The sequence below is a fragment of the Williamsia phyllosphaerae genome, assembly GCF_014635305.1.
Taxonomy (GTDB): domain Bacteria; phylum Actinomycetota; class Actinomycetes; order Mycobacteriales; family Mycobacteriaceae; genus Williamsia_A; species Williamsia_A phyllosphaerae.
Genome location: NZ_BMCS01000001.1, coordinates 1,014,693 through 1,028,695, shown reverse-complemented (window position 1 = coordinate 1,028,695; position 14,003 = coordinate 1,014,693). Strand labels below are relative to the sequence as shown.

General features: G+C 69.2%; 15 protein-coding genes. 6 read left to right on the top strand and 9 right to left on the bottom strand.

What is annotated here, in order from left to right; all coding sequences use genetic code 11:
• Positions 1-78: 78 nt before the first annotated feature.
• Together IEV93_RS04700 and IEV93_RS04695 are read right to left on the bottom strand one after the other, a co-directional pair.
• Positions 79-585 (bottom strand): enoyl-CoA hydratase, encoded by a 507-nt coding sequence (locus IEV93_RS04700; RefSeq protein WP_188487377.1) that lies wholly within the window; start codon positions 583-585, stop codon positions 79-81.
• 79 nt (positions 586-664) lie between these two features.
• Positions 665-1,540 carry an SMP-30/gluconolactonase/LRE family protein gene (locus tag IEV93_RS04695; protein ID WP_188487375.1) on the bottom strand — a complete coding sequence of 292 codons (876 nt, stop codon included), beginning with the start codon at positions 1,538-1,540 and terminating at the stop codon, positions 665-667.
• Between the two features lie 125 nt (positions 1,541-1,665).
• Between IEV93_RS04695 and IEV93_RS04690 the strand changes: the two genes are divergently transcribed.
• Entirely contained in the window at positions 1,666-1,809 is a 144-nt protein-coding gene (locus IEV93_RS04690) for a hypothetical protein (protein ID WP_188487373.1), read from the top strand.
• An 8-nt stretch (positions 1,810-1,817) separates the two neighbouring features.
• Here the strand turns inward: IEV93_RS04690 and IEV93_RS04685 are convergent, their stop codons facing one another.
• Positions 1,818-2,726, bottom strand: coding sequence for an alpha/beta fold hydrolase (locus IEV93_RS04685; RefSeq protein WP_188487371.1), 909 nt, complete (start codon positions 2,724-2,726; stop codon positions 1,818-1,820).
• On the bottom strand, positions 2,723-6,127 hold the full coding sequence (lysX, locus tag IEV93_RS04680) for a bifunctional lysylphosphatidylglycerol synthetase/lysine--tRNA ligase LysX (RefSeq protein WP_188487369.1): 3,405 nt from the start codon (positions 6,125-6,127) through the stop codon (positions 2,723-2,725). The genes IEV93_RS04685 and lysX overlap by 4 nt, the downstream gene beginning before the upstream one ends.
• 85 nt (positions 6,128-6,212) lie before the next feature.
• Here lysX and IEV93_RS04675 point away from each other — a divergent pair, with 85 nt between their 5' ends.
• The 4 genes from IEV93_RS04675 to IEV93_RS04660 all read left to right on the top strand — a co-directional run bounded on the left by IEV93_RS04675 (position 6,213) and on the right by IEV93_RS04660 (position 9,241).
• Complete coding sequence (locus tag IEV93_RS04675) at positions 6,213-6,440, top strand: RNA-binding S4 domain-containing protein (RefSeq protein ID WP_188487367.1); 228 nt, start codon at positions 6,213-6,215, stop codon at positions 6,438-6,440.
• 10 nt (positions 6,441-6,450) lie between these two features.
• Positions 6,451-6,936 (top strand): ribonuclease E activity regulator RraA, encoded by a 486-nt coding sequence (gene rraA / locus IEV93_RS04670; protein ID WP_188487365.1) that lies wholly within the window; start codon positions 6,451-6,453, stop codon positions 6,934-6,936.
• Between the two features lie 92 nt (positions 6,937-7,028).
• Positions 7,029-8,582, top strand: a complete 1,554-nt coding sequence (locus IEV93_RS04665; RefSeq protein WP_188487362.1) for a succinic semialdehyde dehydrogenase — start codon at positions 7,029-7,031, stop codon at positions 8,580-8,582.
• A 143-nt stretch (positions 8,583-8,725) separates the two neighbouring features.
• Positions 8,726-9,241, top strand: a complete 516-nt coding sequence (locus tag IEV93_RS04660) for a hypothetical protein (RefSeq protein WP_229704888.1) — start codon at positions 8,726-8,728, stop codon at positions 9,239-9,241.
• A 1-nt stretch (position 9,242) separates the two neighbouring features.
• On the opposite strand, the gene IEV93_RS04655 is transcribed toward IEV93_RS04660, so the two are convergent.
• The 5 genes from IEV93_RS04655 to IEV93_RS04635 form a co-directional block, all read right to left on the bottom strand.
• Positions 9,243-9,410: a hypothetical protein gene (locus IEV93_RS04655; RefSeq protein ID WP_188487360.1), complete on the bottom strand. Its 168-nt coding sequence runs from the start codon at positions 9,408-9,410 to the stop codon at positions 9,243-9,245.
• Positions 9,411-9,516: 106 nt separating this feature from the next.
• The gene (locus IEV93_RS04650) at positions 9,517-10,059 is read right to left on the bottom strand and encodes a copper resistance CopC family protein (RefSeq protein WP_188487358.1); all 543 of its coding nucleotides are present in this window, start codon (positions 10,057-10,059) and stop codon (positions 9,517-9,519) included.
• On the bottom strand, positions 10,056-10,724 hold the full coding sequence (locus tag IEV93_RS04645; RefSeq protein WP_188487356.1) for a YcnI family copper-binding membrane protein: 669 nt from the start codon (positions 10,722-10,724) through the stop codon (positions 10,056-10,058). The genes IEV93_RS04650 and IEV93_RS04645 overlap by 4 nt, the downstream gene beginning before the upstream one ends.
• 42 nt (positions 10,725-10,766) lie before the next feature.
• Positions 10,767-11,342, bottom strand: coding sequence for a hypothetical protein (locus IEV93_RS04640; RefSeq protein WP_188487354.1), 576 nt, complete (start codon positions 11,340-11,342; stop codon positions 10,767-10,769).
• A 50-nt stretch (positions 11,343-11,392) separates the two neighbouring features.
• On the bottom strand, positions 11,393-12,088 hold the full coding sequence (locus tag IEV93_RS04635) for a DUF6474 family protein (RefSeq protein ID WP_188487352.1): 696 nt from the start codon (positions 12,086-12,088) through the stop codon (positions 11,393-11,395).
• 166 nt (positions 12,089-12,254) lie between these two features.
• Between IEV93_RS04635 and IEV93_RS04630 the strand changes: the two genes are divergently transcribed.
• Positions 12,255-13,844: a TM0106 family RecB-like putative nuclease gene (locus tag IEV93_RS04630; protein ID WP_188490374.1), complete on the top strand. Its 1,590-nt coding sequence runs from the start codon at positions 12,255-12,257 to the stop codon at positions 13,842-13,844.
• Positions 13,845-14,003 lie beyond the last annotated feature (159 nt).

Here is a 14,003-nt window from a genome sequence, read left to right as displayed (position 1 = left end):
GCACAGGCACAACAGAAGCAACAGAAGGGCCACCGACAGCAACGCTGTCGGTGGCTTTTCTGTTAGATCCAGCGAGAGCTACGGCACGAGAAGGTAAGAGGTGAAACCGCTTCCCTGCAAGACGCGTACGGGTGAGTTCGCCGAATACGGCGCCAAGCCGAACTGCACCAGCCCGGAACCTGTGCGGACGTCGCGGGTGATCTTCTGGCCGGGCTTGGACCCGAACGTGGCCGGGATGAATGTCTCGCCCAGGAGGGACACCGAACTGACCTGACTGGCGATGAACAGCACTCGGCACTTTGGGTTCTTCTTCCAGCCCGCTCCGTTACCGATGAACCCGTTGGAGGTCAGTGTCAGTCGGAGGACACCGCGCTTCGGGGAGGTGTAGCGGGCGTTGGCAGAACCGCGGCAGAAATCGTGATCCCCGAACGTGGCGACAGTGTTGCTGTAGAGCGTCACCCCTTGCACGGGCTTTTCCCGCGGCGCGGCCGCAGCCGGCGCGGCAGTGGCGAATCCTCCGGTGACCATTGCAGCGGCCACCGCTGCCGCCGCCACAAATGATCGAAAGTACGTGCGCATGAACATCTCCCCGAATCGGTTGGCAAGTCGGATAGACCGTACTGTACGGATGTTACGCCAGGCGAATGAGGGTGCCCGTTCACGCCTACGCGGGTAGCTGCACCGCCAGGAGCTTGCCGTCGCGGGCGACCTTCCGGGCGTGCTCGTCGAAGTCGGGTGCCGCGCAGACGAAGAGGGTGCGGCCGTCCTCGCCGCCGAAGCCGCAGGCGAACACGCCGCTGTCGAAGTCGAGCTGGTCCACCACGCCCTGCCCGGCCACCACGTGGGCGATACGGCCACCGAGCGCGTCGGCGACCCAGAGCGACCCGTCGGTGTCGATGGCGCACCCGTCTGGTGCCAGGCTGAGTCCGCCGATGGCGGTCTCGATGCTGGTCATGTCGGGGATGTCGCCGAACGTCGCCCAGTCGCGACGCTCACCGAGGCCCCCGTCGGCGTCGATCGAGAACACGCTGATCCGGTTGGCGACCGTCTCGTCGACCAGGAGTTCGCCGTCCGGCGTGAGCGCCATGCCGTTGGGGAACCAGAGGTCGGTGGCGACGACCCGCGACGATCCGTCCGGGTCCACGAGGATCAGCGTCGCGGTGGCCGGGGTGCCCCCGTTCATGAGGTCGAAGCCGAAATTGCCCACGTAGGCCCGCCCGTCGGGGTCGACGAGCATGTCGTTGAGGTGGGCGGAGACGTGCTCGGACAGATCGGCGTGGACGACCAGTGTCCCGTCGGCCTCACGACGCAGGATGGTGTGATCGCGCATCGACACCACGAGGAGTCGGCCGTCGGGGAGCCAACCGAGGCCGGATGGTTGCTGCGGCACAGTCGCTTCCACGCGGACGTCGGAGCCGTCGGGTAGCGCCGAGAGCACCTCGAAGGTGTAGAAGTCCGACACCCACACCCGGCCGTCGTGCCACCGGGGGCACTCGAAGTAGGTGTAACCGTCGAGAACGACCGTGGCATCAGGTTTCATGTCTCGATGGAAACACAGTGGGCGACCCGCGTGTCGTGGTTCGGCGGGCTGAGTCACACCTGTAACGTGCGTCACACGGACACCAACCGGACACAGGATGTGATCGCACCGTGAAGCTGACGAACGTGAGACCGAACAGCCATCGTCGAACACGGGTCTTCGGACCGATCGGTGGGGGAGTGATCGCCCGGCACCGACTCGCCCGGCTCTGGCCGGAGGACAGCGAGCGCATGGCGACCGCCGCCGAACTGCGTGCGTTGAATCTCTAGATCCGCGGTCAGCTGTCCGCGTCGAGAAGGCCTGCGCGCCGGGCCAATCGGGTGATCATGAGACCCATCGCGGCCGGGTGCTGCGTCACGACGAAGTGGTTCGCGGGACTGATCTCCTCGAACACACCGCCGAGCATCTCGGCGAAGCGCTCCTGACGCCATCGCCAGAAGCGGCGCCACCCGCCGGCCTCGGCGAGGGCTGCCACCACCGTCACCGCGGCGTCGACGGCAGGCCGTTCCCGACGCAACGCGACGAGGTCGGCGTTGACCGACGGGAACGCCGCGTTCTCCACCAGCGTCGCCCGCAGCATCGTCGTCGTGGTGAACACCGCCCGCGTCCAGAACTGCTGGACCGCGGTGAAACCGCCCGGGGGAGTGGGCAACACCGAATCGTGCACCATCGGCCCCATCAACTGCGGAAGCCGTAGCGCGTCGACCACCCGGACGGCGCGGTGGCAGTTGCGGACCCGCAGGGCGGTGGGCAGGACCCGCCACGGCACCATGACGAACGTCCCGTCGATCATCATCACCGCGGCGGTCCGCTCGGGCCGATCACGCGCGAACGCCTCGGCGTAGAGCGACGACAGCGAGTGCGCCGCGATGAGAACGGGATCGGTGACGCCGGCCGAGTCGAGAACCGCCGCCATCCGGTCGATCTCGCCGCGCAGCGTCGGGAACCGGTCGCGGGGCAAAGATTCACTGGCCCCGTACCCCGGTCGGTCGTAGCGGATCACGGTGAACTGACCGACCAGTTCGTCGGCGAGCTGGTCGAGGTCGAACCAGTTGCTGCCCAGCGCCGCGAGCAGCAGCACGGGCGGTCCTGATCCCTCCACGAGGACGTGGGTCGTCAGACCGTCGATCTCGATCAGTCGGCCGGGCAGCGCGACGGGGTCGGTGAGTGCGTCGCGGCGGCTCATCGGGGTTTGGCCAGTGGGAACGCGAGGCTCTCGCGGATGGACTGACCGGTGATCAGCATGATGACGCGATCGACACCGATGCCGAGTCCGCCTGTGGGCGGCATCGCGTACTCGAGTGCGGTGAGGAAGTCCTCGTCGAGCTCCATGGCCTCGGCGTCACCGCCGGCCGCTCGCTGCGATTGCGCGGTGAGCCGGGAACGCTGCTCGACCGGATCGGTGAGTTCGCTGTAGGCAGTGCCTAACTCGACACCCCACGCGACGAGATCCCACCGCTGGGCGACCCCGGGGGAGTCCGGATCGGACCTCGTCAGCGGCGACACCGACGTCGGGAAGTCCTTGTAGAACGTCGGCATGGTGGTCCGATCCTCGACGAGGTGCTCATAGAGCTCGAGCACGATCTGGCCGGCGTCCCATTCCGGTCGACAGACGATCGCCAGCCTGTCACAGATGGTGCGCAGCTGCTCGATCCCGGTGGTGGGGTCGATCTTCTCGCCCGCCGCCTCCGACACCGCCGCGTGCACCGTGGTGACGGGCCACTCGCCGGAGATGTCGACCGGCACCGGTCCGTCGGGGCCGGGACGCATGACGACCGGGCTGCCGTGTGCCGCGGTCGCGGCGTTCTGGATCAGCTCGCGGGTCAGGTGCAGCATCGTGTCGTAGTCACCATGGGCCTGATAGGCCTCGAGACTGGTGAACTCCGGGTTGTGGCTGAAGTCCACGCCCTCGTTGCGGAAGTTCCGTCCGATCTCGAAGACCCGCTCGACCCCGCCCACGCACAACCGCTTGAGGTAGAGCTCGGGCGCGATCCGCAGGTACAGGTCGAGGTCATAGGCGTTGATGTGGGTGCGGAACGGCTCCGCGTTGGCCCCGCCGTGGATCCGCTGCAGGATCGGCGTCTCCACCTCGAGGAAGCCGCGCTCGGACAGGAAGTCGCGCATGGATTTCACCGCCAGACTGCGGGTACGCAGGCGGTCCCCGGCGCGCGGATCGATCGCGAGGTCGACGTAGCGCTGACGGACCCGGGCCTCGGGGTCGGTGAGCCCACTCCACTTGTCGGGCAACGGGTGCAGACACTTGCCGATCATCCGCCAGTCCGACGCCAGCACCGACCACTCGCCGCTGCGGCTTCGTCCCATGGTGCCGGATACCTCGACCAGGTCGCCGAGATCCACGGTGCGTGCGAAATCGCCGGCCTCCGAGGTGGTCTGGCCGTCGAGGGCTGCGGCATCGAGCACCACCTGGGCCGTGCCGGTCCAGTCGCGTACCTCGGCGAACACGACCTTGCCGAAGTCGCGCAACCGCAACACGCGTCCGGCGATCCGGACGTCGGTGCCCTCGGTCTCGGTCAGCGCCTCGGCCACCGCATGCGACGGGACCCGCGCCGACGGGTAGGCCTCGATCCCGGCCGCCGACATCGCCGACAACTTGTCGAGTCGGACCCGGACCTGCTCGGGTCGACGCACGCCCTCCGACCGGGTCTGGGCGTCCTCGGCGATCTCGGCGACGACGGTGTCGGCGTCGAGCCCGCTCGGGATGGCGCACTGCGTACCGACGTGGGCGCGGGTGTCCCGGCGGAACCGCGGGAGGGTGACGAACCCCTCGGTCACGATCGCGGCGACACCGGCACGCAGGATCAGTCGAGCGTCCTCGCAGCAGAGGAACCGCGGCGTCCAGGTGGGCAGGTACTTGTCGTTGGACCGGTACAGCGACTCCATCTGCACAAACCGTGAGGCGAAGGTGAGGACGCCGTGGGCGCCCTTCATCACCGGCCCGGCGCCGATCTTCTCGCCGTACGCGAACACCTCCCGGAAGGCGGCGAAGTTCAGCGAGATCCGGGTGATGTTGAAGTTCGATGCACCGGCCGCGAGTTCGGTGACCATGGTCTCGACGATCCCGTTGATCGAATCGCGGTCGCGACGCATCAGGTCCAGGGAAACCCCGGTGCGACCCCACGGCACGAACGACAGCATCCCGACGACCTTCTCGGCGTCGGTGTCCGCGTCCGCCACCGCCTCCACGAGCAGGCAGTCGTCGTCGAGGCGATCACCGAGACGGCTCAACGCCATCGCGAACCCGCGCTCCTCGTCGGTGTCGCGCCAGGCGTCGGCGCGGGCGATCACGCCGGCCATCTCGGCGTCGGAGAGATCGCCGTGGCGACGTATCCGCACGGTGATCCCGGCGCGCAGGCAGCGCGTCACGGCCTGGCGCACACCGCGCATGTCCGGCCCGGCGAGGCTGTAGGTGCGGGTGTCGACGATGGCTTCGTCGCCGATGTTCAGCGCGGTCATCCCGGCCGCGGAGAACGCCGTCGCGCCGCGTTCGCTCGCCCCCATCGCGGCGGGGTGCCAGCCGTACTGCTCGCACAGGGCGAGGAACTCGGCGATGGCGTCCGGCCAGTGTCGTGGGTCGCCGATGGGGTCGCCGCTGGCCAGGCAGACGCCGACCTCGACGCGATAGGTGATGGCGGCGTGGGCGTTGGGTGCGAACACGACCGCCTTGTCGCGCCGGGTGGAGAAGTACGCCAGCGAGTCGTCGTCGTTGTAGGCCTCGATGAGCGCACGGATGAGTCGTTCGTCGGCGGGGGTCAACAGGCCGGCGAGCCGCTGCGACCGGAACAACACGATGGCGGCGAGGATCAGCGCGAGGGCGCCCAGCAGACCGAGCAGCGAGTTGATGACGGTGTAGGTGTGGTTGCCGTCGAAGGTGCCCTTGTCGACCGAGGAGAAGGTCACCACCCGGTTGAACGCGTAGGCGAGACGTTGGTCGGCGGTGAGGCTGCGGGGGAACGCCTCGACCAGTCCCCAGCCGACGAGGGTGGCCGCCAGCAGTCCGCCCGCGAGGACCGCGAGCGCCTTGAGCAGCGCACCGCGACGCACCCGCGTGTAGAACTGCCGGTAGGTGATCGCCAGGAACACCAACACGGCCGCATCGAGACACAGTCCGATGACCAGGCTGACCCGTCCGGCCATCGTGACGTCGTACTCACGACCGATCTCCGGGACCAGCAGCAGCGCGTTGGTGCCCGCGAAGAGCAGCAGGTAGAGCGCGGTCAGCCACCACGCCACGCGTTTACGCGCCGAGAGCGCGACCGCCAGCAGGGCCAGGACGAACGCCCAGGCGAAGCTGGTGTCCGGGGCCGAGATGACGTAGAGGTCCACCCAGTCCCGCGGTATCGCGATGATGTGACGGAAGGTCACCGAGACGCTGCTGACGAGCGAGATCGCCGCCAGTGTCCCCACCACGAGGCCGGCGTGGTGGGGTGCCCGTCCACCGATCCCGCGCGGCGTACGGATCCGGTCGAGCAGCCGTACCGAGCGTTCCACCGAGTCGCGGCGGGTACCGGGGGAGTCGTCGGCGGGCGTGGCCGACCTGGTCGGGATGAGCGAGGTGAGTCCGGCCATGGTAGTAGACAGTAGTGATCACCTGCGCCCGTCACGACCACAACACAGACGCGGGGATCCCCATGCGGAGGGAAGAGGTCGGTCGATGAGCGCGGTACCCGGGGTCCCGATCCGAGACGACACGATCCGGCTCGGCCAGTTCCTGAAGTTGGCCAACCTCATCGAGAGTGGCGCCGAGGCGAAGCTCGTCATCGCCGACGGCGAGGTGAGCGTCAACGGCGAGACCGAGATCCGACGCGGCCGTCAGCTCGTGGTGGGCGACGTCGTCGAGATCGGTGGGATGGCCGCGCGGGTCGAGGGCGACCGACCCTAAGCTGGCGCACATGAGCGAAGCCACCTTCACCGCAACCGCAGACCTGGTCGACGAGATCGGCGAGGACGTGCGCAGCTGCGACACCCAGTTCCGCCAGTTCGGGGGCCGACGCGAGTTCGCCGGACCCGTCCGCACGGTCCGGTGCCACCAGGACAATGCCCTGCTCAAGAAGGTGCTGGGCACCCCGGGTGACGGAGCGGTCCTCGTCGTCGACGGCGGTGGGTCGCTGCACACCGCCCTGGTGGGCGACCTGATCGCCGAACTCGGCCGCAGCAACGGCTGGGCTGGGATCATCGCGCACGGCGCGATCCGCGACTCGGCGGTCATCGCCACGATGGACATCGGCGTCAAGGCGTTGGGCACGAACCCCCGCAAGTCCACCAAGACCGGGGCGGGCGAGGCCGACGTCGACGTCGCGTTCGGTGGCGTGACGTTCCGGGTGGGCGACATCGTCCACAGCGACGACGACGGCATCGTGGTGACGACCGCGTCCTGACCGACCACGGGCCGGTGGGGGCCGCAGAGGCCCCGCTTATACTTGAAACAACCGCGTGTCAGATCGGCACGCCTGCCCGAGGAGGGTTCTCCATGGCGAAGCCGACCACCGCAACGTTCGAACGACTCGCGCGCCTCGTCGCGATCGACGATGCCGACGCACGTCCCACCCGTCCGGTCCTCGAGGCCTTCTCGGGCCAGGAGATGACGACCATCCCGATCGGCACCGCCGACGACCTGCACGTCGCCGTGCAGCGTGCCCGCGCGGCGCAGACCCGCTGGGCCGCGCTCGCGCCCAAGGAGCGGGCGAACGTCCTCGTGCGTTTCGCCGCGCTCGTCTTCTCCCATCGTGACGAGCTCATGGACATGGCGCAGGCCGAGACCGGCAAGGCCCGCGCGTACGCGCAGGAAGAGGTCCTCGACGTCGCGCTGACCGCCCGCCACTACGCCAAGGTCGGACCGAAGGTGTTGTCGGCCAAGCGAGTCAAGGGCATGATCCCCGGCGCCACCGACGTGCGGGTGCGCTATCAGCCCAAGGGTGTCGTCGGCATCATCTCGCCGTGGAACTACCCGGTGACCCTGGCGGCGTCGGACGCCGTCGCCGCGCTGATGGCCGGCAACGCCGTCGTCATCAAGCCGGACAGCCAGACCCCGTACTGCGCTCTCGCGGTCGCCGAACTGCTGTACGCGGCCGGTCTCGAGCCGGAGCTGTTCGCCGTGGTCCCCGGACCGGGTTCGGTTGTGGGACAGGCGATCGCCGAGACCGCCGACTACCTGATGTTCACCGGGTCCTCGCAGACCGGTGCGACGCTGGCCGAGCAGGCCGGTCGTCGACTCATCGGCTTCTCCGCCGAGCTCGGCGGCAAGAACCCGATGATCGTCACCGAGGGTGCCGACATCGATCGCGCCGTCGAGGGCGCGGCCCGTGCCTGCTACTCGAACTCCGGCCAGCTGTGCATCGCCATCGAGCGTCTCTACGTCGAGAAGCCGGTCGCCGACGAGTTCTCCCGCAAGTTCGCCGCCAAGGTGTCGGCCATGAAGGTGGCCCCCGCCTACGATTTCGGCTCCGACATGGGCTCGCTCGCGTCGGCGGCGCAGGTCGACGTGATCGACGAACACGTCGCCGACGCCACCTCGAAGGGCGCGACCGTGCTGGCGGGCGGCAAGAAGCTCGCCGACCTCGGTCCGTTCTTCTACGCCCCGACGGTGCTGTCCGGCGTCAACGAACACATGACGTGCTTCGCCACCGAGACCTTCGGTCCGCTGGTGTCGATCTACGAGGTCGACTCGGTCGACGAGGCCATCAAGCTCGCCAACGACACCGACTACGGCCTCAACGCCAGTGTGTTCGCCGGGGACAGCGCGCAGGCCCGCGAGATCGGTGCGCAGCTGCGTGTCGGCACGGTCAACATCAACGAGGGTTACGCCGCCGCGTGGGGGTCGACCGCAGCGCCGATGGGCGGCATGGGCATCTCCGGTGTCGGCCGTCGCCACGGCAACGAGGGCATCCTCAAGTACACCGAGCCGCAGACCATCGCGACCCAGCGGGTCATCGGCATCGACGGGATCCGCGGCGTGCCGCGCAAGCTGTTCCTCAAGCTGGTGCCGACGTCGATGAAGGCGCTGCGCTTCCTCCCCGGACGCTAGGTCGCGGGGCGCCGCACCGGCGTACTCCGATCGGTTGAATTCTCGGCCCGAAGGGCCGAATAGTACGAATGAACGATGGTTTGCCTCCGTCGGTCGTCGATAGCGTCGTGACGCATCAGTCGAAGACCAACGGAGGAAATGCTGTGGGAAACAAACGATTTCGGCGCGTCGGTGTCAGCGTGCTCGGACTGGGCTTCGCGGCCACGGCCCTGACGGGCACGGGCGCGATCGCCGGTGCGGCGCCGGTGCCCGGGACCGGGAGCTCGTCGGGCAGCAGTGAGGGCGACGTCCTCGATCTGCTCAACACCGGCAGCGCGATCCTCAAGGGTGAGGGTCCGTCGGGACCGCCCGCGGTGCAGCAGTGCAACGAGTCGACCAAGTCCGGCGGCGACGGTGTGACCGACACGATCCACCAGCTCGGCCGGTCCGGGCCGACTTCTTTCGTGCTGCGCTACGAGACCTATGACGTCCCGGACCGCATCGAGGTCTTGTACCAGGGTGGACGCGTGGCCGACACCGGGTTCGTCGGTGACGAGACCAACGAGGGAACCGGCTCCATCACCGTTCGCCTTCCGGCCGGACTCGCGCAATCGGTCCTGGTGCGCGTCACCGGCGGCACCGGCACCGTGTGGGACTACACCGTCGGCTGCCCCGCGTAGTTCAGGCCCGACGCCGCCGGCGTCGACGCACCACCAGCAGGGTGAGTCCGAGCCCGGCGGCCGCCACGACGTAGGGCACCGGGTTGATCGGGTCGGGATCCGACAGCGCCGTCGGGGCCGTCCGCCGGAGCTGGGTGAACTTCGCGTGCGCCTCGTCCGGATCGGTCATCGCTCTCGAGGCTCCTCTGGGGTCGTCTGCGCGTATGCCGTTCGGGTCATCATGCCCGACGCGGCCGACCGGCACGGTGCGTTGCGCGCACCGTGCCGGCCCGCGCTCAGCTCCGCGCGCGCCGTCGCAGCACGAACACGCCGCCGACGGCGACGATGACGATCACCGCGCCGACGATGAACGGCCACGCCGGGGTGCCGCCATCGCCGTCCGACGACGCGGTCGCCGACGGTCCCGGTGTCCCGGTGCCTGCCGTGGACAGGGTGAACTCGACCTGTCCGCGTACCGGATGGCCGTCGGCCGAGGTGACGCGGTAGTTCACCCGGTAGACCCCGGCGGGCCCCAACGACCGCAGGTCGACGCTGATCCTGGCGCCGACGACGCTCGCGTCGCCCTGTTGCCAGAAGTTGCCGTCCGGGCCGACGACGTTGAGCACGTCGTAGGACTCCTGCAGCGCCTCGTTGAAGGTCAGCGTGACGCTGCCGGGTCCGGTCGACACCGTCGACCCGTTCGCCGGGTCCGACGACTCGAGGACCGAGTGCGCCGAGGCCGTCGAGGCGCCGAGGAACGACAGCCCGACCGCCAGCAGCACGGCGGCCAGCAACGTCGAGGCGGTGCGCACTCCTGCTGCGCCCCGACCCGACCTCATGGCTTGCGCCGGATGGCGACGCCCGCCGCGGCGATGCCGAGGACACCGACGACGAGGCCGGCGCCACCGAGCCAGCGTGCGGTGGTGTCGGAGGTGTCCGACGCCGCGGTCGTGGCCGTGGAGTCGCCGTCCTCGTCGTCGGTGGCGGCGGCGAGTTCGATCTCCGGTGCCGGGTGATCCGGCTCGGAGCCGTCGGCGTTGGGCGGCTGGTTCCAGTCCACCGACTCACCGTCGGTGTACTTCTGGACGGCCGGGAACTTCACCGTCTTCTCTTTGGGCAGCGGGCCCGCGTTGAGGACGAACTGTCCGAACTCGCCGACCGCGATGCCGGGCGAGCCGGGGGTCGCGGTCCAGGTGACCGAGGTGGCCTCCTCGGTGGTCGCGTCCTTGGAGACGACGGCCCGCCATCCCGCCATCGGCTCGGTGCGAGCCGACTTGAGGTTGGGCAGCGTGACCGTGACCTCGGTGGTGGCGGCGTTCGTGTCCGACTCGTTGGGGACCCGGAACGTGATGACGCCGTACCCGCCCTGGGCCAGGCCGGGTGCGACAGCCGAGACGTGTGCGGACGCGACCGCGGGAGCAAGCGCCGAGCCGAGGGCTATGACGCCGGTGGCCGCGACGATGGCGACCGGGATCCGCGCATGGCGGAAGACACTCTTGTGCATGGGATTTCCTTCGTGGAGAGCAGAACTGATTCGGTGGATTCGTCAGGCGATCAGTACCGGCGGTCCACGTTCTCCGGCTCCGGCGCCACGGTCGATGCGATGCCACCGCACGATGTCTGCCCGGGCGACGACGGAGGCGACATGGCCGAGGACCGGGGCCGGCGAGCCGCGCAGCACCGCGAGCACCGAGGTGATGACGGTGAACACCGCGACGGCCGCGGCGATGAGCAGCGCACAGAGGGGGATGGCGATGAGGTGGGTCAGCAGCATGGTCGTGCCGTCGGCGCCACCGAGGTGGGACATCTCGGCCAGATGGTCGGAGACCAGACCCAATGGCCCCCCGTGCACGTCCGCGGGCATCGACATCCCCGCGTGGTCCATCCCTGCGTGGTTCATGCCGGTGTGGTCCATGGCAGCACTCGCGGGCACGCTGACCGCCAGCGCGAGGTGGGAGAGGAACTGCGCGGCGGACAGGACGGCGAGCAGGACGACCGCACCGCAGCGCCCGCCGGTACACACGCCGGCGAGCACGCCGATCATCAGGCAGAGCGCGATCCCGCCGAGACCGGGTACCGCGCCGGAGGCGACACCGTGTGCGGCGATCGCGAGGGTGGGCACCGTGACCACCACCGCGAGACGTCCGACCAGTGCGCCGGGCCATCCATGGTTCAGGGGCGTACCCCGAGTCGGGCCAGCAGATCGGCGTCGATGGCGGTGAGCTCACGGGTGATCGCCTGGTGCGCCGCACGACGACGCGTGGCCGGCATGTGCTCGGCAGCGCCGATCGCGGCGGTGAGGTCGGTCAGCCGTGCCGAGATGGTCGAGACGAACTTCGTGGTCTCGGCGTCGTTGCCACGCGTGCTCGACAGCGTCTGCAACGACCGCTCGGCGCCCGCGACGCGCGCCGACAGCGCCGCGCCGTGACCGCTGTACTTGTTCAGTTCGTCGATCGGCACGCCTGCACGGTTGGCCTGGTACGACGTGATGCTCTCGCGGGCCAGCGTCGAGGCGCGATAGGCGAGGGGTACGGCGATGGGGGCGACCACCTTGGCCACCGACAGGTAGCGCTTGACCTTGCGCGGCGTCAGTGACGTGCCGTTCGACGCCGCCTCGGCGTTGGCCTTGGCGATCTTCAGGTTGGCCTTGTTGGTGTCGGACACCGTCTTCGCCGCGGTCTTGGTGGCGTTCTTCTCGGCCTTGATCAGCTTCTTGCCGAGCGTGCGCTCCAGGCGGCGACGCTTGCGACGGTCCTTGCCGATGCCGCGCGAGTCGAGCCGGGCTTCGAGCTTGGCCTTTGCCTTGAGCGCCTTCGCGTGGGCTTTCTTCTGCGCACGGCTGGTGCGGCTCGAGGTGAACAGACCCATGTGGGGACCCTCCCGGTCGCTGCGGATGACGAAAATGTCTGGCCACTACGGTAGAAGAAGTAGCTGTACCAGCATTACACAGGCCCGATCGGGCGTGGGCTCGGGCGTCGTAGCGGTGCCGCGGACAAGACGAGGGATGGTCGTGATCGATGAGCTGCACCCGACGATGACCCTCCCGCTGCTCACCGCTCGTGATCTGGCCGGGTGCGAACATCGGCTGGCTCTCGATCACCTGCATTCGCGCGAGGCCGTCGCCGCGGCCGACGATCCCTCGGTCACCCGTCGCAAGGAGGCGGCCGCGGCCCACCGCGCGACGGTCGCCGAGACGTTGGCCGGCGTCCACAGCGACGAGCCGGGGATGTTCGTCGCTGTGGACGCGGGTCCGATCTCGGAGCGAGTGGCCGCGACACTGGCCGCCTGCGCGGCCGGTGCGGGCTGGGTCTTCAACGCGGCGTTGCCCGCAGACCGTCGTGCCGGTCGTCGGGGTGGGTCGGAGCTGTTGGTCCGGGTGGGCGACGGGTACGTGCCGGTGATCGTCGTCAACCACCGCGTCAGCGTGCCGGGCGGCGAGGGGACGATCCGGACGAGTCCGCTGTTCACCTGGCTGCCCACCGACGACCCGACGCGGTCGATGCGCAGCCACCGTCGCGATGTGCTGCGGCTCGCGCACCTGACGCGGCTGCTCGAACACGCCGGGCTGTCCACCGACACCGGGTTGGGCGGATCCATCGGACTCGACGCCGACTGCATCGTGGTGCACGACCTGACCCCCGCCATGCCCAACTACGACGAGACGCTGGCCCGGCGGCACTCGATCGCGGCGGGCGCGCTGTCCACCGCCCCCAGCCGGATCGGTGAGTGTCGGACCTGCCCGTGGTGGGTGCGGTGTGGGCCCGAGCTCGTCGCCTCCCGCGACGTGAGCCTGGTGATCAACGGGAACCAGGCCCGGGTGGCCCGCGACGCGGGGCTTCTCACCGTCGACGACCTGGCCGAGTACACCGGTCCCGCTCCCGAGGACTGGTCCGGCGGCGACATCGCCGACGCGGTGGTGCTCGCCCGCGCCTGGCGCCGCGGGGTGTCGCTGGTCCGCCGGGTCGAGGTGCCCACCGTGGCCCGGGCCGACGTGGAGGTCGACGTCGACATGGAGAGCTACGGCGAGGACGGCGCCTATCTGTGGGGCACCCTGCTGACCGACCGCACCGACCCGACCCGACCGGTCCGCTACCGCCCGTTCGCGACCTGGGATCCGCTGCCCACCGTCGACGAGGGACGGTCGTTCGCGGAGTTCTGGGCGTGGCTGACCGCCGAACGCGAGGCCGCCGCCGCCGCCGGGAAGACGTTCGCCGCCTACTGCTACTCCCAGTCCGCCGAGAACCGTTGGCTGCTCGGATCCGCGTCGCGCTTCTTCGGTCTGCCCGGTGTGCCCACCCTCGACGAGGTGAAGGCGTTCATCGCCTCGCCGCAGTGGGTGGACGTCTACGAGGCGGTGGGTACCAACTTCATCTGCCCACAGGGCAAGGGACTCAAGAAGATCGCGCCGGTCGCCGGTTTCGGGTGGCGCGATCCCGACGCCGGGGGCGAGGCGTCGATGGAGTGGTATCGGGTCGCGGTCGGTGTCGCCGACGGCACTCCCGACGCCGCGCAACGCGACCGGATCCTGGCTTACAACGAGGACGACGTGTGGGCCACGAAGGTGCTCCGCGAATGGATCACCGACGGTGCGGCGGAGCAGATCGTGCACCGCGACGACCTCTGAGCCCCCGGCGAGAAAAGCTCCGACGGTAACGCCCAGGTGAGAGGTCGTATACGCTGCACCCAAGTCTGGCGGTTGCGTGGGGGAAACGATCGCGATCGTCGGGCCCGTGCCGCGCATGTCTCAGGGGTGAGTCGTAGGAGATGCGTGGCATCGACATAG